The organism is Phytohabitans aurantiacus (assembly GCF_027923225.1).
In the GTDB taxonomy this organism is placed as follows: domain Bacteria; phylum Actinomycetota; class Actinomycetes; order Mycobacteriales; family Micromonosporaceae; genus Phytohabitans; species Phytohabitans aurantiacus.
This window is the reverse complement of sequence record NZ_BSDI01000030.1, coordinates 53,150-72,265: the sequence shown is the minus strand read 5'-3', so window position 1 is coordinate 72,265 and position 19,116 is coordinate 53,150. Positions and strand designations below refer to the sequence as shown.

20 protein-coding genes and 1 riboswitch are annotated in these 19,116 nt (G+C 68.8%); of the genes, 7 read left to right on the top strand and 13 right to left on the bottom strand.

The genetic code is table 11. The features are described 5' to 3' along the window. Positions 1 to 62 precede the first annotated feature (62 nt). A complete protein-coding gene (locus QMG73_RS26845; RefSeq protein WP_281900191.1) occupies positions 63 to 374 on the bottom strand; it encodes a DUF3817 domain-containing protein in 312 nt (103 codons plus the stop codon). A 28-nt stretch (positions 375 to 402) separates the two neighbouring features. Then, positions 403 to 792: a hypothetical protein gene (locus QMG73_RS26840; protein WP_281900190.1), complete on the bottom strand. Its 390-nt coding sequence runs from the start codon at positions 790 to 792 to the stop codon at positions 403 to 405. 216 nt (positions 793 to 1,008) lie between these two features. Here QMG73_RS26840 and QMG73_RS26835 point away from each other — a divergent pair, with 216 nt between their 5' ends. The 3 genes from QMG73_RS26835 to QMG73_RS26825 all read left to right on the top strand — a co-directional run bounded on the left by QMG73_RS26835 (position 1,009) and on the right by QMG73_RS26825 (position 3,174). Continuing rightward, positions 1,009 to 1,203: a DUF397 domain-containing protein gene (locus tag QMG73_RS26835; protein ID WP_281900189.1), complete on the top strand. Its 195-nt coding sequence runs from the start codon at positions 1,009 to 1,011 to the stop codon at positions 1,201 to 1,203. A 223-nt stretch (positions 1,204 to 1,426) separates the two neighbouring features. Then, on the top strand, positions 1,427 to 2,293 hold the full coding sequence (locus QMG73_RS26830) for a helix-turn-helix domain-containing protein (protein ID WP_281900188.1): 867 nt from the start codon (positions 1,427 to 1,429) through the stop codon (positions 2,291 to 2,293). Positions 2,294 to 2,322: 29 nt separating this feature from the next. Beyond that, positions 2,323 to 3,174 carry a helix-turn-helix domain-containing protein gene (locus QMG73_RS26825; protein ID WP_281900186.1) on the top strand — a complete coding sequence of 284 codons (852 nt, stop codon included), beginning with the start codon at positions 2,323 to 2,325 and terminating at the stop codon, positions 3,172 to 3,174. A gap of 46 nt (positions 3,175 to 3,220) precedes the next feature. On the opposite strand, the gene QMG73_RS26820 is transcribed toward QMG73_RS26825, so the two are convergent. The 7 genes from QMG73_RS26820 to QMG73_RS26790 all read right to left on the bottom strand — a co-directional run bounded on the left by QMG73_RS26820 (position 3,221) and on the right by QMG73_RS26790 (position 10,768). After that, the gene (locus tag QMG73_RS26820) at positions 3,221 to 3,757 is read right to left on the bottom strand and encodes a DUF6232 family protein (RefSeq protein WP_281900184.1); all 537 of its coding nucleotides are present in this window, start codon (positions 3,755 to 3,757) and stop codon (positions 3,221 to 3,223) included. Between the two features lie 327 nt (positions 3,758 to 4,084). Continuing rightward, positions 4,085 to 5,368, bottom strand: coding sequence for an ABC transporter substrate-binding protein (locus tag QMG73_RS26815; protein ID WP_281900182.1), 1,284 nt, complete (start codon positions 5,366 to 5,368; stop codon positions 4,085 to 4,087). A gap of 26 nt (positions 5,369 to 5,394) precedes the next feature. Then, positions 5,395 to 6,495 (bottom strand): branched-chain amino acid ABC transporter permease, encoded by a 1,101-nt coding sequence (locus tag QMG73_RS26810; protein WP_281900181.1) that lies wholly within the window; start codon positions 6,493 to 6,495, stop codon positions 5,395 to 5,397. Positions 6,496 to 6,506: 11 nt separating this feature from the next. Continuing rightward, entirely contained in the window at positions 6,507 to 7,391 is an 885-nt protein-coding gene (locus tag QMG73_RS26805; RefSeq protein ID WP_281900179.1) for a branched-chain amino acid ABC transporter permease, read from the bottom strand. Then, positions 7,384 to 9,231, bottom strand: coding sequence for an AMP-dependent synthetase/ligase (locus tag QMG73_RS26800; RefSeq protein WP_281900177.1), 1,848 nt, complete (start codon positions 9,229 to 9,231; stop codon positions 7,384 to 7,386). The genes QMG73_RS26805 and QMG73_RS26800 overlap by 8 nt, the downstream gene beginning before the upstream one ends. Beyond that, positions 9,228 to 9,998, bottom strand: coding sequence for an ABC transporter ATP-binding protein (locus QMG73_RS26795; RefSeq protein ID WP_281900175.1), 771 nt, complete (start codon positions 9,996 to 9,998; stop codon positions 9,228 to 9,230). Before QMG73_RS26795 ends, QMG73_RS26800 begins: the two co-directional genes overlap by 4 nt. Continuing rightward, positions 9,995 to 10,768, bottom strand: coding sequence for an ABC transporter ATP-binding protein (locus QMG73_RS26790; protein WP_281900174.1), 774 nt, complete (start codon positions 10,766 to 10,768; stop codon positions 9,995 to 9,997). The genes QMG73_RS26795 and QMG73_RS26790 overlap by 4 nt, the downstream gene beginning before the upstream one ends. Before the next feature lie 223 nt (positions 10,769 to 10,991). Next, positions 10,992 to 11,137: riboswitch (cyclic di-AMP (ydaO/yuaA leader) on the top strand. An 8-nt stretch (positions 11,138 to 11,145) separates the two neighbouring features. Between QMG73_RS26790 and QMG73_RS26785 the strand changes: the two genes are divergently transcribed. Together QMG73_RS26785 and QMG73_RS26780 are read left to right on the top strand one after the other, a co-directional pair. Next, positions 11,146 to 12,105: a C40 family peptidase gene (locus tag QMG73_RS26785; RefSeq protein ID WP_281900172.1), complete on the top strand. Its 960-nt coding sequence runs from the start codon at positions 11,146 to 11,148 to the stop codon at positions 12,103 to 12,105. Positions 12,106 to 12,431: 326 nt separating this feature from the next. After that, positions 12,432 to 13,358 carry a DNA-3-methyladenine glycosylase family protein gene (locus QMG73_RS26780; RefSeq protein ID WP_281900170.1) on the top strand — a complete coding sequence of 309 codons (927 nt, stop codon included), beginning with the start codon at positions 12,432 to 12,434 and terminating at the stop codon, positions 13,356 to 13,358. Between the two features lie 81 nt (positions 13,359 to 13,439). Here QMG73_RS26780 and QMG73_RS26775 read toward each other — a convergent pair whose 3' ends face one another. The 3 genes from QMG73_RS26775 to QMG73_RS26765 form a co-directional block, all read right to left on the bottom strand. After that, entirely contained in the window at positions 13,440 to 14,441 is a 1,002-nt protein-coding gene (locus tag QMG73_RS26775) for a sigma-70 family RNA polymerase sigma factor (RefSeq protein WP_281900169.1), read from the bottom strand. A 351-nt stretch (positions 14,442 to 14,792) separates the two neighbouring features. Beyond that, a complete protein-coding gene (murQ, locus tag QMG73_RS26770) occupies positions 14,793 to 15,716 on the bottom strand; it encodes an N-acetylmuramic acid 6-phosphate etherase (protein WP_281900167.1) in 924 nt (307 codons plus the stop codon). After that, positions 15,713 to 16,627 carry a MurR/RpiR family transcriptional regulator gene (locus QMG73_RS26765; protein ID WP_281900166.1) on the bottom strand — a complete coding sequence of 305 codons (915 nt, stop codon included), beginning with the start codon at positions 16,625 to 16,627 and terminating at the stop codon, positions 15,713 to 15,715. The genes murQ and QMG73_RS26765 overlap by 4 nt, the downstream gene beginning before the upstream one ends. 160 nt (positions 16,628 to 16,787) lie before the next feature. Here QMG73_RS26765 and QMG73_RS26760 point away from each other — a divergent pair, with 160 nt between their 5' ends. Continuing rightward, entirely contained in the window at positions 16,788 to 17,468 is a 681-nt protein-coding gene (locus tag QMG73_RS26760) for an SDR family NAD(P)-dependent oxidoreductase (protein WP_281900165.1), read from the top strand. Here the strand turns inward: QMG73_RS26760 and QMG73_RS26755 are convergent. Then, positions 17,421 to 18,098 carry a dTMP kinase gene (locus tag QMG73_RS26755; protein ID WP_281900163.1) on the bottom strand — a complete coding sequence of 226 codons (678 nt, stop codon included), beginning with the start codon at positions 18,096 to 18,098 and terminating at the stop codon, positions 17,421 to 17,423. The genes QMG73_RS26760 and QMG73_RS26755 overlap by 48 nt on opposite strands. Positions 18,099 to 18,363: 265 nt before the next feature. Between QMG73_RS26755 and QMG73_RS26750 the strand changes: the two genes are divergently transcribed. Beyond that, positions 18,364 to 19,086 carry an RNA polymerase sigma factor SigF gene (locus QMG73_RS26750; protein WP_281900317.1) on the top strand — a complete coding sequence of 241 codons (723 nt, stop codon included), beginning with the start codon at positions 18,364 to 18,366 and terminating at the stop codon, positions 19,084 to 19,086. Positions 19,087 to 19,116: the final 30 nt, after the last annotated feature.

The following is a 19,116-nucleotide window of genomic DNA, read 5'->3' as shown; positions in this document are numbered from 1 at the left end:
AAAGCTACAACGCACCGTGACCGGCACACAATCGTCCCAACGATCGATCCCAGGGGTTGAACTCAGCCAGTCACCGGTTCGGGTTGCCGTACCCAGCGAGTGACCACTCTTTCGGCGTAGAACGAGACGAACGGCACCGTGCCGGCGAGCATCACGAGCGCCATGCGGCCCAGCGGCCATCGCGCCCGGCGCGCCACATCGAAAGCGGCCAGCAGATACACCATGTACAGGAAGCCGTGAGCGGGACCGACCGTCTCGACCACACCGGGCTCATCCCAGATGTACTTCAGCGGCATGCCGATCACTACCAGCAGGATCAGCACCACACCTACCACATAGGCGATGGCGCGATACCGCATCAGGGCTCCGCTCACGGTCAGTTCCTTCCAGATCAGCCAGGGGTCAGCCGGGGAAATCGGCGGGCTTGGCGCCCGGGTTGGCGTTCAGCCAGGCCAGGTATCTGTTGTACTCCGCCAGTTCGGGGTCGCCGCCGTCGTCGTACTCGGTCCGCCGGGGAGCGGTGCGGACCGGGCGCCGCCCCGCGGGCACCGGCGCGGTCTCGGCGACGGACTCCTCGGGAGCCGCGGCTCGCAGCGTGTGGCGCGCCTCACGCACCCACATGAAGACCACGAAGCCCGCGAACACGGGCCACTCGAAGGCGTACGCCCAACTGAGCGCGTTGCCGCCGGCGGCGCGGCCGATCTGCCACCACCCCAGGGCGAGGAAACCGCACACGAGCGCGACCGCGAGCACGTGGCGTGCGAGCCACGCCGGTGTCAACAGCCGCCTCATGGCACCGAGCCTACCCACTGTCTCCGACACGCCGTCGTAGAGGTGCCGCACTAAAGACGCGCTATTGCCCGCCTCTACTTTGTGTGCCAATGGCGTCGTCATTCATTCACGCACCAACCCTTCTCGGCTATTGCCACGCTGTGCGACATTGATAACAGTCGGTAAGCAACCCGTGTTGGCGGCGGGCCGCCGCCGGGCTCAGCGGAGGGCAGTTGTATGGCGGAGCGACCTGGGGCATGGCGACGAAGTAGCCGCTGCGAGGCCATCGAGTGCGTGGAGGTCAGGCTCGGAAACGACGGGGTCGGCGTCCGGGACTCGGCGTCCGGGCGCGCAATCGAGGTACCGCACCCAGCGTGGCGAGCATTCTGCGCCGGCATCAAGGCGGGTGACTTCCGCGTCCTCGCCGACTGACGAAAGACATATACGGAATGTGCCGGCTCTGGCATCAGCCAGCAGCCGGCGCTTCATATGTGGCCATTCGCGCCTTCCGCAACGACATTGGAAAACGCGATGGTCGGGTGTAGCCTGCAAGAATCCTGGCTAACAGGCAGGTTGCGGCCCGCCAGGTGGCAGCTTGCATAGTAACCTCCCTCACGACACGGCCGGCGAGTCCGGCGTTGGCTAGGAGGGCTTGATGATGACGGCGCAGGGTCCGACGGTCGGGCGGCGCCGACTGCGCTCGGCGCTACGGCGTGCCCGCGAGGCCACTGGCCTGACCCAGGAGCAGGTGGCCGAGGCGATGGACTGGTCGCTCTCGAAGCTGATCCGCATCGAGGCGGGCAGCGTCTCGGTGTCCACCAACGACGTCAAGGCGCTCCTCAGCCACTACCGCGTCAACGACCCGCAGCAGGTGGCTGAGCTCGTCAACCTGGCCAAGGTGGCGCGGCAGCGCACCTGGTGGTCGCAGTACCGGGAGACCTTCCCCGCGCCGTTCGTGGCCTTCATCGGCCTGGAGGCCGAGGCGTCGAAGCTGTCCTTCTTCCAGTCCGTAGGCGTTCCCGGGCTCATGCAGACCGAGGCGTACGCCAACTCGATCACCGCGTTCGTGGTGCCCGCGCAGGTCGATCCCACCCGCACCAAGGAGATCGTCTCGCTGCGCCGCCGGCGCCAGGCGGAGGTGCTCGGGCGCGCCCACCCGCCGGAGGTCGAGCTGGTGCTCGACGAGTCGATCCTCCACCGGCAGGTCGGAAACGCCGACGTCATGCGTGGTCAGTTGGAGCACCTGCTGCGCCTGGGCGAGTTGCCGCACATCACGATCCGGGTGCTGCCCTTCAGCTCCGGCGTCTATACCGCGCAGGGGCAGTTCGTCGTGCTGGAGTTCGCCGACGAAGACGACTCAGACGTGGTCTACGTGGAGAGCGCCGGCTCGGTTACCGAGGTCATCGACCAGCTCGACCAGGTCAAGCGCTACCAGGAGATGTACGCGATGCTGCGTGAGCACTCGCTCGACCCGGATCGCTCGCGGGCCATGCTCGTCGAGATGGCTGGCCGATTCCGGTGAGCCAGCGGGGAAATGGGAGCAGCCCGGCCGTGAGCCCCGCTCAGGGGGCGACCATTGGCCGGCGGCGGCTGCGGCACGCGCTGCGCACCGCGCGCGAGGCGGTCGGCATGACCCAGGAGCAGGTCGCGTCCGAGATGGACTGGTCGACCTCCAAAATCATCCGGATCGAGGCGGGCGCGGTGAGCGTGTCGCCGATCGACGTCCGTGCTCTCCTTCGGCTGTACGGCGTCGTCGAGCAGCGCCGCGTCGACGAGTTGGTGTCGTTGGCGCGCTCGTCGCGGGCACGCCGGTGGTGGTCGTCGTTCGCCGGCTCGCTGCCACCGTCCTATATGGCCTACATCGGGCTGGAGGCGGAGACGTCGTCGGTGCTGTGCTACACGCCGACGAAGCTGCCCGGCCTCTTCCAGACCGAGGCGTACGCGGCAAAGGCGCTCCGCCGCGACAGCGCCGGAGCCGACGAGCAGAGCCAGGTCGAGGTGCGGCTCACCCGCCAGCGCGAAGTGCTCGACAAGCCCAACCCGCCACACATCACCGCGGTCATCGACGAGTCGGTGGTGCGGCGAATCGCCAACGACGCGCAGGCTCAGAAGGAGCAGCTCGAAAAGCTGATGTCGCTGAGCAGCAAGCCCAACATCACGCTGCATGTACTGCCGTTCACGTCGGGCATCGACGATTATCCGAGCCCGTTCGCGATCCTGCAGTTCCCCGACCCGGCCGACCATGACGTGATGTTCGTGGAGAGCGCGGTGGCCGACGACGTCGTCGATCGTCCCGAGGTCGTCGAGCCGTACCACGAGAAGTTCCAGCGGTTGTGCGGGCTCGCGCTCAGCCCCGACGAGAGCCGCGACCTGATCAAAAAGATCGTGGGCGAACTCGACTGAGTTCGCCCACGATCGGTGTGCCCCCCGGCCCACCAGTGGAACTGGCCTAGCGGCGCGAACGGTACATGTTCATCGAAGCGACCGGCTCGGCCACCGCGCCCAGCCTTGTCGCCTCCTTCGCCCGGAGCAGCGCCCGCGTCACCTGGCCGTACTGCCGCTGCTGGTCGCAGGTGAACAGCAGCATGGTCAATCCGTGGACCTCGCCCCACAACTCGTATGCCCGCGGCCGGAGCCGGTGGCCGATCGTCGCCACCAGGAAGGGGACGAACGCCACGGCGGTGAGCGCGAGGTAGCTCTGCGCACTGAGATGGTTGAGCTCTTTCGTCATGCCGAGCGCGATGCCGACGCCCGCCAGCATGACCACCGTGACCGTAACGGACCGAATGGTGAGCTGGTCGGCCGGACCACGCGCGGTGCGAAGATTGTGCAGCTCGCGCACCGCGAATCGACGGCCCGCGACCACGAACCAGTCCTGCGTGACCCGGATGCCGGGCTGGTCATACAGAGCAGACGCATTCGGCGCGGTATATGTCGTGCTTGTTACGGGGGCGGACGTTACGGACCGTGCCGCTGGTGGGCTCATTACGTGTTGGGTACTCTGCACTTGTGCCTCCAACGGCTCGTGAGGCGGGTGGCTTCTCGTAAAACGAGTTGGTGTGGTGGTCTTTAAGATCGGCACCTGGTGGCAGCCAGGTGCCGATCGTCTTACTGCCGTGTGCGGAACCCCTCCGGAGGCAACCCTTGAGGCTCTACAGCCATTGTGCTATATGACCGCTAGCCAGGGGAAGGGATGCAATCAGCCACCTGTCAGATTGGCACCGCGCGGGTAGCTTCATGTACGTGGTTACGCACCGGCTGTCCCATTTGTTCACACGGGTGCCGCCACGAGGCGCGATAACGGACATTCCACCTACAGCTTCTCGTAACACGGTCCGTCCAGCGTGTACGCCTTCGCCGTGGGACCGGTGAAAAGGTCGCGAACCTGACCAACGCCGGTTGCCGCCGCACGATCTGCCTTGTAGATGGCGGTGACCCGCACCGCACCCTCGTTTGGACCAGCCGCGTAGTTGCCGGCACCCGAAGGCAGCATGCCCTCGTAGTCCACCGACGTCAATGACTTCGCCGCGGCGAGCAGGCCCGCTCGGGTCAGGTCGCCGTTCTCGACCGCCTTCGACAGGGCCGCCTTCATCGAGTACGACCACACCCAGCCGGACGTGTACCCGTCGTTGGGCGTCACCGAGCCGAGCGCCTCGCGCATCGCCTTGTGACCCGCGCTGTCCGTGGCCCACGCGTTCCACGGCGCGCTCTGCTCGTACCGGGCCAGCAGGGCGGGCGCCGCCGCGCTCTGCAACAGCGCCGGGTTCCACGTCGGACTGGTGCCGATGAAGCGACCGGCGTAGCCACGCGCCACGGTCTGGCCGATGATCGCCGCCGCGTCGGCCGGGCCGGTCGTCACGATCACCAGATCCGGCTTCGCGGTCAGGATCGCCTGGATCGCGCCGGCCTGCTTGTCGGCTCCGGAGTCGGTCTTCACCGCGCTGAACGTCATCCCCAGCGACTGGGCGGCCAGCTTGGCGCCGGCGGCCGCGTCTTCGCCGTAGTCACCGGCAAGGTGTACCGCCATCACGCTCTTGGGGTTGTAGACCTCCTTGGCGTAGTCGAGCGCGTTCATCGACTCGACGCAGTAGTTGGCGCCCGACTCGATGATCACGTCTTCGAACGCCCAGGCGGACGTCCACGACGCTGGCGCCGCGACCACGCTGTTCGACTTGAGGTCGTTGATGATCGCGGCGGTGGTCGGCGAGCCGAGTGTCTGCGCCAGCCCCAGCACGTTCGGCTTGATCTCCTGGTACACCTGGTTGTGCGTCTGCGGGTTGTACTTGTTGTCCCGCACGTACTTGGTCACGTCGACCTCGTACCCGCCGATGCCGCCGTCCTCGTTGACCCGTTTCCAGAACGCCTTCTGTGCGTCGGTGATCGGCACGGCCAAGGCCCGGAACGGACCCTCGGTCAGGTCGGAGATGATGCCGAGGTAGATGCAGCCCTTGCTCTGGTCGGTGGCGCCCGGGCACGGCTCCGCGGTCACCCCGACGTCGGTCTTGATTTCGCCTTCGCTCGTTTCGCTCTCACCGCCCCGGCACGCGGCGAGCGCACCGGACACGAGCAGGAGCGCCGCGGCGCCCAGCGGTCCCATCTTGTTCATTGGAGAGCCCCCACACGTCAGTAGGAGAACGGCCACGCCTTCCAGTAGTTGCGGGCCCGCACCCAGAGGCCGAACAACCCGCGCGGTTCGAAGATGAGGAAGACGATGATGAGTACGCCGTAGAGGATCGTCTCCACCTGGAAGACGTTCGGCACCTCGTTCGGCTGGGTGCTGATGAACGGCACCCACGCCTGCACTTCCCGGGTGAGCCGGGGCAGCAGGGTGATGAAGAACGCTCCGGCGATCGCACCGGAGACCGTACCCGCGCCGCCGATCAGCACCATCGCTATGTACTGGACGGACAGCAGCAGGCTGAACGAGCTCGGGTCGAAGTACCCGCTCACCGTGTAGAGCAGGGCGCCGGCGCACCCCGCGTAGAAAGAGGACACCGCGAACGCGATCGTCTTGTACCGCGCCAGGTTGACGCCGATGACGCCGGCCGCGATGTCACGGTCACGGATCGCGGTGAACGCCCGCCCCACCTTGGACCGGGCCAGGTTGCGCGCCGCCAGCGCGAACACCAGCAGCAGCGCCAGCATCAGCCAGAAGAGCTTCTGATCCCGGGTGGCGAACGCGCCGGTGGCCGCCAGCTGGTACCCGAAGACCGAAAGCGTCGCGGCGGGGCGACCGACGCCGACGCCACCCGTCAGCGACGACCACTCGCTCGCGATGTGCTGGCCGATGAAGACCAGGCCGAGGGTGACGATGGCGAGATACAGGCCGCGCAGGCGGGTGGCGAGCGGTGCCACGAGTACCCCCGCGGCGGCGGCGCCCAGGCCGGCGGCGGGCAGCCACACGAGCATGTTGGTCACCCCGAAGCCGATGACGCGGCCGTCCGGGTCGCCGCTGATCGCTGCGGCGGCGTACGCGCCGATCGCGAGGAAGAACGCGTGGCCCAGGGACACCTGGCCGGCGTACCCGGTGACGAGGCCCAGCCCGATCGCGCCGATCGCCGCGACGCAGCACAGCGCGAGCAGTTGCAGGATGTCGTCGGTGAGCAGGAATGGCAGGGCGACGGCGACGGCGAGCAGCGCGCCGAACCAGGCCCGCTTGGCGGGCGTGTTGAAAAGCGCCATCTCGCTGGCGTACGACGTGTGAAGCAGCGGCCGGCCCCTCATACGCGCTCGACTCATACCCGCTCGACCTCCCGGGTGCCGAAGAGGCCGTACGGCCGCACCAGCAGCACGAGGAGCATCACCACGTACGGGGTGATGACGGAGACGTTGCCGCCCAGCCACGGCGCGTGGTTCTGGTACGTGGCCGTCAGCTCCTGCAGCACGCCGATCGCGAGCCCGCCGACCACCGCGCCGGGCAGCGAGTCGAGCCCGCCCAGGATGATGACGGGCAGGGCGGTCAGCGCGATGAGCCACAGCGCGGCGTCCACACTGGACCCGGCGGCGGCGAACGTGCCGGCCACCGCCGCCAGCGCACCGGCAAGCCCCCAGGAGAGGGCGAAGACGGTGCCGACCGAGACGCCCTGCGCCAGGGCGGCCTCCTGGTCGTACGCGGCGGCCCGCATCGCGAGGCCCATCCGCGTGAAGCGGAAGAACGCGAACAGCGCCGCCACGAGCGCGGCGGTGGTCAGGAACGCGGCGAGGTGGCGCTGCTGCATGTCGATGCCGCCGATGCCGACCGTGCGCAGCCCCCACGGATCCAACACGTTGCGCACGTCCAGGCCGATGAACGCGTTTACCACCACCCGCACGGCCACGTCGACGCCTAGCGTGATGATGGCGACGACGAACGCCGGGCGCCCGACCATCGGCCGTACCGCCAGGCGCTCCACGCCGAGGGCGAGCAGACCGGTGAGGAGCGCGGCGACCGGTACAGCCACCCAGAAGCTGACCTCCAGCACGAGGTACGTGACCATCGTGACGCCCGCGAGCATGAACGCCGGCTGCGCGAAGCTGATCACGCGGGTGGCCTTGTAGATGATGACGAAGCCGAGCGCGAGCAGGGCGTAGACGCTGCCGGTACCGAGACCGCGCAGCACCGCCTCGATCAGCTCAGCCATACATCTCCTCCACCAGATCGGCGAAGAGACCGGCGATCGCGGCTCGTTTCACCTTCTGCGTGGCGGTCAGCTCGCCGTCTTCGTGGTCGAGCTCCTTCGGCAGCATCCGGAAGCGCTTCACGTGCTCGACCGGCGCACGCCGCCCGTTCACCGCGTCCACGATGGACTGTACGAGCGCGCGCACCTCGGGCTTGCCGGACAGGTCGCGGTACGTCGTGTAGGCGAGCCCGCGGCGCTGCGCCCACTCGCCGACGGTGTCGGGTTCGATGCCGATGAGCGCGCCGAGGAACGCCCGGCGGTCGCCCACCAGGATCGCCTCCTTGATGTACGGCGACGCCTTCAGCTCGTTTTCGATCTGCGAGGGCGCGATGTTCTTACCACCCGCGGTGATCATGATGTCTTTGGCGCGGTCGGTGATGCGCACGTGCGTGCCGTCGACCCACTCCCCGATGTCGCCGGTGTGCAGCCAGCCGTCTTCGGTGAGCGCCGCCGCGGTGGCGGCCGGATCGCGGAAGTAGCCGACGAACGTGCCCGGGTGCCTGGTGAGGATCTCGCCGGTGTCCTCGTCTATCCGCAACTCCACCTCGGAGTGCGGCTCGCCGACGGTGCCGAGCTTGATGCGGCCCGGCCGGTTGCCGGTCGCCACGGCGGTGTTCTCCGTCATGCCGTACACCTCGTGCATGGGCACGCCGATGCCCATGAAGAAGCGCAGCACGTCCGGCGCGATCGGGGCGGCCCCCGACGCCGCGTACCGCACCCGCCCTACCCCGATCCGCTCGCGCAGGGCCCGGTAGAAGAACAGCCAACCGGCGGCGTACATCAGACGTGTCGAGAGCGTGTGCGTGCCGCCCGTGCGCACCAGCGTGTCGCCGATCCGGCGAGCCACCGCCAGCCAGACCCGCGCGTTGAGCCTCTTGAGGGGCGAGGCGCTGGCGAGCCTGATGCTCACCCCGGCGAGGATCTTCTCCCAGATCCGCGGTACTCCGAACAGGACGGTGGGTTGCACCTCGCGCAGGTTGGCCTGCACGGTCGCGATCGACTCGGCGAAGTTCACCTGGGTGCCGGCGCCCGCGTTGAACCACGTCGTGAAGATGCGCTCGGCGACGTGGCACAGCGGCAGGTACGACAGCAGCAGGTCGCTCGGGCCCGGTGGCGGCGAGGTGAACCCGCCGCCCTCGACGAGCGACCGGATCGCGAAGTCCACGTTGGACGCCGAAAGCATCGCGCCCTTCGGCGGCCCGGTCGTGCCCGAGGTGTAGATGACGGTGACGATGTCGTCGGAACGCGCGGCCGCCATCCGCTCGTCGAGCGCGTCCGGGTTGGCGTCGCGGTGCGCCACGCCCAGCAGCACCAGGTCTTCCCAGCACATCAGCTTCGGATGGCGGTACCGGTGCCGGATGCCGCGCGGTTCCAGGTACACGATGCGTTCCAGGTCGGGGCAGTCGTCGAGTACCGCCAGCGCCTTGTCGACCTGCTCCTGGTCCTCGGCGACGAGCACCCGGGCGCCCGAGTGGCGCAGCAGGTATCCGACCTCGCTGGCCGGGTTCGTCGGGTACAGGCCGACCGTGGCGGCGCGTACCGCGACGGTGGCGACGTCGGCGATGAGCCACTCCTTGCGGTTCTCGGCGTGGATGGCCACCCGGTCACCCGGCTCGATGCCCAACGCCAGCAACGCGTGCGCGACGGTGCGCGCGGTGTCCCAGTACTCGGTCCAGGTGACCTCCTGCCAGATGCCGAAGTCCTTCTCCCGCATGGCGATCGCGTCAGGTGTCGCGCGCGCGTGCTCGCGTACCCGGGAAGCGATCGTCACCGCGGCCTTGACGCGGGTGTCGGTGGTCATGTGGGTTGCACCTCCCCCAGGTAGGCGCGGATCACGTCCGGGTGGTGCTGGATGTCGGCGGGCGACCCGGTGGCGACGGCCCGGCCGAAGTCGACCACCAGGACCCGGTCGGCCAGGTCCATCACGAGGCCCATGTCGTGCTCGACGAGCACGATCGGGATGTCCAGTTCGTCGCGGATGTCGAGGATGAACCGGGCCATGTCTTCGGTCTCCTCGACGTTCATCCCGCCGACTGGCTCGTCGAGCAGCAGCAGCTTCGGCTCCATCGCGAGCGCCCGCCCCAGCTCGACCCGCTTCTGCACGCCGTACGGCAGCAGCCCGACCGGTAGGCGGCGCCACTGCTCCAGTTCCAGGAAGTCGACGATCTGCTCCACGGCCGCCCGGGCGGCGAGCTCCGCGCGGCGTGCCCGGCCGAGCCACGCGATCGCCGACAGCGGTCCGTACCGGATGTGGTTGTGCCGCCCGAGCATCAGGTTTTCGAGCACGGTGAGGTTCGCGAACAGCTCGACGTTCTGGAACGTGCGGGCCATGCCGAGCGCGGCGATCTCGTGCGGCCGCTTGCCGACCAGGTCGGTGCCGTCGAAGACCACCCGGCCGGAGCGCGGCCGGTACACGCCGGACAGCACGTTGAAGATGGACGTCTTGCCGGCGCCGTTCGGGCCGATGACCGCGAAGAGCTCCTTGCGGCCCACCGTGAAGCTCACCCCGTCGATCGCCTTCACGCCGGCGAAGCTGAGGTGGACGTCCGTGAACTCCAGAATCGTCATGACAACCACCGCTTACGCCGCCGGTAGTGCTTCACGTCGCGGAAACTCTTGCGTCCCAGGCCCAGGTAGAACTCGCGGATGTCGTCGTCGGCGAGCAGCTGGGCGGCCGGCTTGTCGAGCACCACCCGGCCGGTCTCCAGCACGTAACCGTGGCCCGCGATCGACAGCGCCATCGTGGCGTTCTGCTCGACGAGCAGGATGCCGGTGCCGCGCTTGTTGATCGCCATGATGATCTCGCGCACCTGCTCCACCAGCCGGGGCGCGAGCCCGAGGCTCGGCTCGTCGAGCAGCAGGTAGCGCGGCTCGGCCATGAGCGCCCGGCCGATCGCCAGCATCTGCTGCTCGCCGCCGGACAGGTAGCCGGCGGTCCGCCGGCGGCGCTGCTCCAGTACCGGAAACAGGTCGAACACATCGTCGAGGCGGGGCTTTATCCGGCTGGGGCTGGTGTGACCGCCGATCCGCAGGTTCTCCTCGACGGTCAGCTCCGCGAAGATCCGCCGGGCCTCCATCACCTGGCAGATCCCCCTACGCACCAGGGCCGCGGGCCGCAGGTGGTGCACGGGTTCGTCGTCGAGGGTGACCGCGCCCTTGGTGACCTCGCCGTCGTGCACGTCGAGCAGGCCCGTGATGGCGCGCAGCAGGGTGGTCTTGCCGGCACCGTTCGCACCAAGAAGCGCGACGACCCCGCCAGGCGGGACGGTGACACTGACGCCTCGCAGCACCAGCATCACGTCGTCGTAGACGACCTCGAGGTTCCGCACCCGCAACATCGCCCCGGCGCTCCTTGTGTTCTACATCACAAGTTACCGGCCATTTAACTAGAGATCCCAAGGTCGTCAAGCGACGGTTTGGTCTCGATCCAACACGCTCCGTAACGGAGCCCTACTTGATGAACTAATCACTCCCCTGCCACTTCCGCCTCAGCGATGATCACGTTAGGTTGGAGCGGCTGGTCCGGTCGTCAGTCACTCCCCCGGGTGGCGCCGGCCCGGTGCTGCCGAATCGCCAAAACGTGACTACGGTCCGTGAGCGAACCGGGGACCCACCTTGTGTATTGGGGTGAATCCGCACTCGTGCGGTAGGGCGTTCTTCCCGCCCGAATCCGTCAGCTAACCCGGTAGGCGGCCTGCGGAAGAGGGGTCACCGTTTGTCATCCGCGCGTACGCTGCTGCGCGCCCTCGTACTGCTCGGTGTGGGCATCGGCCTCATCGTGCCCGCGGCCGCCGCACAGGCTGAGCCATCCGCGAGCGAGCTGACGCAGCAGATCAACAAGGCGTCGACGGAGCTGGAAAAGATCGTCGAGGCATACAACAAGGCCGGAGAGGACCTCAAGGCCACCAAGGCCGCCGCGCAGGTGGTCGCCACGAAGCTCGGCCCGCTTGAGCAGCAGGTCGCCGTCGCCGACGCGGAGGTCGGCCGGATGGCCTCGGTCGCTTACCGATCGGGCCGGCTGGCCAACGCGAACGCCCTGCTCCAAGGCGGCAACGGCGGCCTCGTCGACCGCCTCGGCGTACTGGACAAGCTCGCCCGCGACCGCCAGTCTCAGGTGGCCAGCTTCACCGCGTCGCAGCGGCAGTTCCTCGACGAGAAGGCGAAGCTCGACGCCGCCCAGGCCAAGCAGACCGCGCAGGTCAAGGAGCTGGCGGCGGGTAAGAAGAAGATCGAGGCCGATCTCGACAAGCTCTACAAGATGCGCGAGAAGGCGTACGGCTCGGCGACCTCGTCCAGCGGCTCGTACACCGGCACCGTCCCGTCGGTCTCCGGCCAGGCGGGTGTCGCGGTGCGCTTCGCGTACAACGCGATCGGCACGCCGTACGTGTGGGCCGCTGAAGGGCCCAACGGGTACGACTGCTCGGGCCTGACGCTCGCCGCGTGGAAGGCCGCCGGCAAGTCGCTGCCGCACAACGCCGCGATGCAGTGGGACAAGGTCGCTCATATCGGTCGAAGTTCGCTGAAACCGGGAGACCTGGTCTTCTACAGCGGGCTCGGGCACGTCGCCATCTATGTGGGCAGCAACAAGGTGATCCACGCCCCGCAGGCTGGCGAGTCGGTCAAGCTCTCCAGCGTCGACATGATGACCCCCTACGGCTACGGCCGAGTCCGCTAGCCGCGCCGCCGCGGGCGCGCCACGCGCGCCTCGCGGCGACGCCCGCGGCCCCGCGCCGCCCCGCGCCGTCGATCAAGGGCAAACGCACGTGGTTCGATCTCTAAACCGCGCGCGTTTGCCCTTGATCCTTGCGATCGCCCTTGATCGGCGCGCCGCCAAACCCTCCAAGATCTCGGGATTTTGAGCTGCCGCGGCGTCCGCCGGGGTCCTAGCCGTTGCTCCCGCGGCCTCACCCTCCGCGTTCCCACGACCCCCGCCGTGCGGGGGGTTGTTGCCGGCGTGTCGCGGGGTTGGAAAGTGTCGTACCCGGTTTGGACGCTCGGGGCATGACTGATGTGACCGTGGTGCACCGCGCTGTGCTTCCCGCCACCGCGCCCTACTCGTTCGAGATGTCCCTGCGCGCGCTGGCGGGCTTCGCGCCCTGCGCCGCCGACCACCAGATCCTCGAAGGCCGGGTCCGCAAGGCGTTCCGCGTCCAGGGAGGCGGCGCCGACAAGGCGGTTGTGGTCGAGATCGCACCGGCCGACGCCGGCGTGGAGATGACCGTCTACGGCGCGGAGCCACCCGACGCCGCCCAGCTCGCGATTTTAGAGAGCGACGTCACTCGCTGGCTGAGCCTCGACGACGACATGTCCGGCTTCCTGGCCGCCGCCGGGAGCGATCCGGCGATGGCGCCGCTTCTGAGCGCCGCCCACGGTTTGCACCAGGTGCGATTCGCGTCACTCGCCGAGGGTGCCGTGTATTTCGCGCTGACCCAGCGGAGCACGCAGTGGTTCGCCGCGGCCCGCAAGCGCCGGCTGGCCGCCGAGCACGGTCCGGCGCTGGAGGTCGACGGTGTGCGCCACGTCGCGTTTCCGTCGCTGGCCGCCGTGGCGGCGCTCACCGACGAGGAGTTGCTGCGATACGCGGGCAATCGCCAGCGCCTGCGCCGCGTGCGTGAGGTGGTCGAAGGCGTGCTGGCGCTCGACGAGGAGTGGCTGCGCACCGGGGCGTACGGCGATGTGCGGAAGGCTCTGCTCGCGGTGCCGGGGATCGGCGCGTTCACGGCGCACGGGCTGCTGCTGCGGGTGCTGGGGCGCCCCGACGACGCCCCGCTCGACATGGCGCAGTTCGAGGCGGCCGCCACGGCGGTCTATGGCGAGCCGGCGCCGACCGCCGCCGAGTTGCGAGAGCGCTACGGGCGCTGGGTGGGTTGGTGGGCCTACACGGCCCGCACCGCACGAAGCTGGCTGCCCGAGCCCGCCCCGGCGTAGACAGGCAAGCGGCCGGCGCCCCACACACGAGCGGCCGGCGCCCCAAACTAGGCGCCGGCCGCTCGTTGTTGATTGCTCTGGTTATGCCGCCTGAAGGCCCTCGGCACGGGCCAGCTCGCGGAGCCGGCCGAGCGCCTGGATCTCAAGCTGCCGGATGCGTTCGCGCGAAAGCGAGAACCGCGACGCCACCTCGGTGAGCGAGTGCTCCCGGCCGTCTTCGAGCCCGTACCGGGCACGCATGATGCCGGCCGACCGGTCGTCGAGGTGGTTGAGCAGACCCTCGATGCGCTGCCGCTCCAGACCGGTGAGCACGATGTCTTCCGGCGACGGGGCGTCGCTGTCGGCCACCAGGTCGCCGAGGTTGGTGTCGCCGTCGTCGCCGACCGGCGTGTCGAGCGACACGGTGTCCTGCGACCAGCGCACCAGCTCGTGCACCCGCTCGACGGGCACGCCCAGCGCGACCGCGATCTGCTCGGGCTCCGGGTCGCTGCCCAGCTCACGGGTGAGCTGTCGGGCGACGTTGCGCATCCGGTTGACGTCTTCGACCAGGTGCACCGGCAACCGCACGGTGCGCTCCTGCTGCGCGATCGCCCGGCTGATCGCCTGGCGGATCCACCACGTGGCGTACGTCGAGAACTTGAACCCGCGCTCGTAGTCGAACTTCTCCACCGCGCGCACCAGACCGGTGTTGCCCTCCTGAATCAGGTCGAGCATCGGCATGCCGGACCGCACGTATCGCCGCGCGATCGACACCACCAGCCGTAGGTTGGCGCGGATGAACAGATCCTTGGCGCGCTCGCCCTCGATGACGAGGCGCTCCAGCTCTTCACGGCCCACGCCCTGCGGAACCCGCTCCTCGTCGAGGAGGTGCTCCGCGTACAGTCCGGCCTCAATCGCCTTGGAGAGGTCTACCTCTGTTGCGGCGTCGAGCAGCGGCGTGCGTGAGATCTCGTGCAGATAGACGCCGACCAGGTCGCGCTCCTCGGCGACCTCATCCGTGCGCATCACCACATTGCTTTCCACGTCGCTCACGATCCCCTCGCTCGCACCACTTGCCTTGTTACCTGCTGTCCCGACGTTCATCAGCCCTCCCCCGTAACCTCCGCTATCCCCCGCGGTGCTGACACCTACACAACAGTTGAGACGCGCTTGGGATTCCGTCTCGTGAGTCGAAAGTGTCACGAATGCCTGAGTAATAGCTGAGAGCCCGGTGCGTACTTGCTGTGCACTGCGCTCTATCAAGGGATTCGGTTACAACCTCGGGGCGGATTGGACGGCCACTGTGCACGTTTCGCCCAGTCGATGACATCACCTGGTGCTGGCCCGCACAGCGATCCGGCTCACTACCTGTCTGCGATCCTCGTCACTTCACAGTACGGACGTACGCCGTCGGTGGTTCAGCGCTTGTTCAGGGCTTACCCGTGGCGCGGCACACTATGCGAGGTGAGTGAGGGCGCCTCGAACATGGCCCGCGGACCGTCCCAGCGCCGCCTTGGCGCCAGCGACGTCGGCGCCGGACACCAGAGTCACGAGTGCGATCTTGAGGTCGCCACCCGCCTCGGCGAGCGCCCGCCGGCAGTCCTCTTCGCTCCGGTCGGTCGCGGCCATGAGGATCGAGATCATCCGGCCGCGCAGCTTCGCGTTGGTGGCGACTAAGTCGATCATCAGGTTCGAGTACACGCGGCCGAGGCGGACCATGACCGCGGTGGAGAACGCGTTCAGCACGAGCTTCTGCGCGGTGGCGGCCTTCATCCGGGTGGAGCCGGTGATGACCTCGGGACCGGTGTCGACGCCGATGAAGACGTCTACCTCGGCGGCGGCCGCCGCACCCGGGTCGGCGGCGACGAGGGCGCAGGACGCGCCGTTGGCCCGCGCGGTGCGCAGTGCGCCCAGCACGTACGGCGTGCGACCGCTGGCGGCCAGGCCCACGACGAGGTCACCGGCGCGTACCGAGGCGGCCGCCTCGCTGGCCCCGGCCGCCTCGTCGTCCTCCGCGTCCTCGACCGCGTGGTGGGTCGCCTCGGGCCCGCCGGCGAGGTGGGCGCGGAACCAGTCGGGCGGCGTGTTGAACGTGGGCGCGAGCTCCGCCACGTCGAGCACGCCGAGTCGACCGGACGTGCCGGCGCCGAAGTAGTGCACGCGGTGCCCGCCCCTGATCGCGGCGACAGCCAGGTCGACCGCCGCGGCGACCTCGTCGAGTACCGCCGAGACCGCCAGCGGCACAGCCTGGTCGGCCTCGTTGATGACCCCGAGCACCTCGCGGGTCGACATCAGGTCCAGGTCTTCGCTGCTTGGGTTTCGCAGTTCGGTGGGCGAGCCGATACGGACGACGGGTCGGCCGTCCGTATCCGCCGTCAACGCGACCGCCGTGCGGAGGTCACCCGATGGGGCTGTACCGCCTCGGCGGTGACCTCCAGCGCCCGGCGTGCCTTGGTCCGGTTACGGGCGGCGACGCCGACGAAGAGGCAGTCGATGACGGTCAGCTGCGCCAACCGGCTGGCCATCGCCCCGGAGCGGTACGTGGTCTCGCGGGCCGCCGTGGTGAGCACGAAGTCCGCGGTATCCGTGATCGGCGAGCGCGGGAAATTGGTCAGCGCCACCGTGGTGGCCCCGCGCGCCTTTGCCTGCTGCAACACCTCGATCACGTCGGAGGTGGTGCCGGTGTGCGAGATACCGATCGCGACGTCGCCCTTGCCCAGCAGCGCGGCGGAGGTGAGCGCCATGTGTATGTCGGGCCAGTAGAACGCGGTGCGGCCGATGCGGTGCAGCTTCTGCTGGAAGTCGGAGGCGACGAACCCGCTGGCGGCGGCGCCGTACACGTCGACGCGACCGGCGGCGGTGATGGCGTCGACGACCTGCTCGCACACGGCGGGGTCGAGTTGCTCGGCGGTCTCCTCGACAGCGCGCGCGTCGTTGAACGAGATCGTGGCGATGATCTGGGCCAGGTCGGCGCCGGGCGGGATGTCACCGCCGACGACCCGGGCGTCCGGCGGCTCGACCCGGCGGGCGGCCTCGGCCGCGAGGCGGATGCGCAGCTGCGGGTATCCCTCCATGCCGACCGACCGGCAGAACCGGATGACGGTGGCCTCGGAGGTCTCGGCGGCGGTGGCGAGGTCGGTGATGGTGCGGCGCGCGGCGTCGGCGGGATCGGCCACGACGAGACGAGCGACGCGCTGCTCGGCCGGCGACAACGACGGCAGCAGGCCGCTGATGTGAACAATCAGCCCGCTTGACTCGTGTGTCGCAGAAACCTTCGTCGTCTTCGCCACGGATGAAACTTACTTTCAGAATGCCCGGACCGTCAACCGTGACTGTCGAGTACTGAGAAGGTACGCCCAACTGGGCGTGCGTGGGCGCCAGAATAGCTATCTGACCGTGCCATTCGCCTACCACATTCGGCTCATCCGGTCCGGCGATACGGTGTGACCCATGTCAGACAGGACGGTGCTGGTCACCGGCGGCACGGGTGGGCTCGGCAGAGCGGTCACGACCGCGTTCGCCGCGGCGGGCTGGCGGGTCGTCGCGCCCGTGCGCTCGGCAACCGAGGAAAAGGGCGACGCGACATATGTGATCGCCGACCTGAATGACCCGGGGGCGGTCGAGGAAGCGGTGTCCACCGCCGCGGGCGAGGCCGCCGCGCCGTTGCGGGCGGTCGTCAATCTCGTCGGCGGGTACGCGTCGACGGGGCTGGTGCACGAGACGCCGTACGAGGCGTTCGAGGCGATGCTCACGCTCAACCTGCGCGCCACCTACCTCGTGACCCACGCCGCGCTGCCGCACCTGCTGGCGGCCGGCGGAGGCGCGGTGGTGTGCGTGTCGTCGCGCGCGGCCGTCGCGCCGTTCCCGGGCGCGGCCGGCTACATCACCGCGAAGGCGGCGGTGCTCGCGTTCGCGGGGGCGGTCGCGGCCGAGTACCGGCAGAAGGGCGTGCGGTGCAACACCGTGCTGCCGAGCGTGATCGACACCCCGGCCAACCGGGCCGCGCAGCCGGACGCCGACCACTCCCGGTGGGTACAGCCGGAGGAGATCGCACCGATCATCCGGTACCTGGCCAGCGACGAATCAGGGCCGACCAGCGGCGCGGCTGTTCCGGTCTACGGCAGAGCCTGAGAACTCCAGATCCGCGAGGCCCAGCTGCTCGTGGATCCGGCGGGTCACCTGATCCGGGGTGCCGTTGGCGTCGATCGCCCGAAATGTCGGGTACTCCGGAAGCGACCGGTACGCCGCGCTCGCCGCCGCGAGGTAGTCGACGGTCTCGTGGTCGGTGCCGCGCAGTTCGATCCGCTGGTACGCCTCACCGGGGCGCACGTCGAGCAGAAACGTCACGTCAGGCGGCGGGAACACCGCGTACGCCAGTCGCGCCAGCCACTCACCACGGCCGCCGCCGACCTGGGTGCGGATGCTCGCGTACTGGCACACCGCATACCGGTCCATGACCGCCACCTGCCCGGTGAGCACCGAGCGCAGCAGCGCCCGCGCGATCGCGAGCCAGCGCAGCAGCGACTCGACCCAGAGCAGGCCGGTGCGGCCAAGCAGACCCTGGGCGTCGCGCCGTCCCAGGTGCCGGGCCAGCCGCCCGAACCAGCGGCGGCCACCGGCGTTCTGCCAGTAGTGAGCGGGGATGCCGCGATCGGTCAGCTCGGCGGCGAGTCGATGGGCCTGGGTGGTCTTGCCCGAGCCGTCGACGCCGACGAGCGCCACGATGCGCGGACGGCGGACCGGATGGGCGGGGAGAACCATGCCAACCAACGGTACCGAGACGATGCCACCTATTGGCAAATAGTCCCTTTTACCCTTTTCGAACCACTTATCCATCGTCCTTTCGGCTAGATTTCCCATGCACTTCTGGTTTATGGTCGATATCTGATCAGCCAATGCGTGTCGCTTTTTGGCCCGTGTCCGCAACTGCCTTACAGGGGGGACCGCCGTGCCGACCAAGACTGTGCCGACCACGCCGCTCGACGAGCGGAGCCTTGCCGATAGCGCCAGCAACCTGCTGGCAACCATGACTTCCCTGCCCGCGGGCCACCCGTCCCGGGCCCGGGTCCGCGATCAGGTGATCGAGAGCTGGCTCCCGCTGGCCAACCACCTGGCGAATCGCTTCTCCGGACGCGGCGAGCCGCTCGACGACCTCGTGCAGACCGCCACCGTCGGCCTCATCAAGGCGGTCGACAAGTTCGACCCCGAGCGTGGTGTCGAGTTCGCCGCCTACGCGATCCCGACCATCATCGGCGAGATCAAGCGCCACTTCCGGGACCGCACCTGGGACATCCGCGTGCCGCGCCGGCTGCAGGAGCTGCGCCTGTCGATCTCCGAGGCGACCAGCACGCTGCTCCAGTCGCTCGGTCGTTCGCCGACGGTCGCCGACCTCTCCGCGCACCTCGGGATCAGCGAAGAAGCGGTGCTGGAAGGGCTGGAGGGCGCCCGCGCGTACAACGCGGTGTCGCTGTCGACGCCGACCAGCGACGGCGATCGCGCCACCGAGCTGGGCGACCTGCTCGGCAGCACCGACGCGGAGTTCGAGCTCGCCGAATTGCGGGTCGCGCTCGGTCCCGCGCTCGCGACGCTCGACCAGCGCGAGCAGCGCATCCTGACGCTGCGGTTCTACGGCAACATGACCCAGTCGCAGATCGCGGAGCAGATCGGCGTGTCCCAGATGCACGTCTCGCGGCTGCTCGCCCGCGCGCTCGTCAAGCTCCGCGGCCAGCTGGGTGAAGACGCGGCATAGTGTGTGAAATAGATCGCCCACGGGTATTCG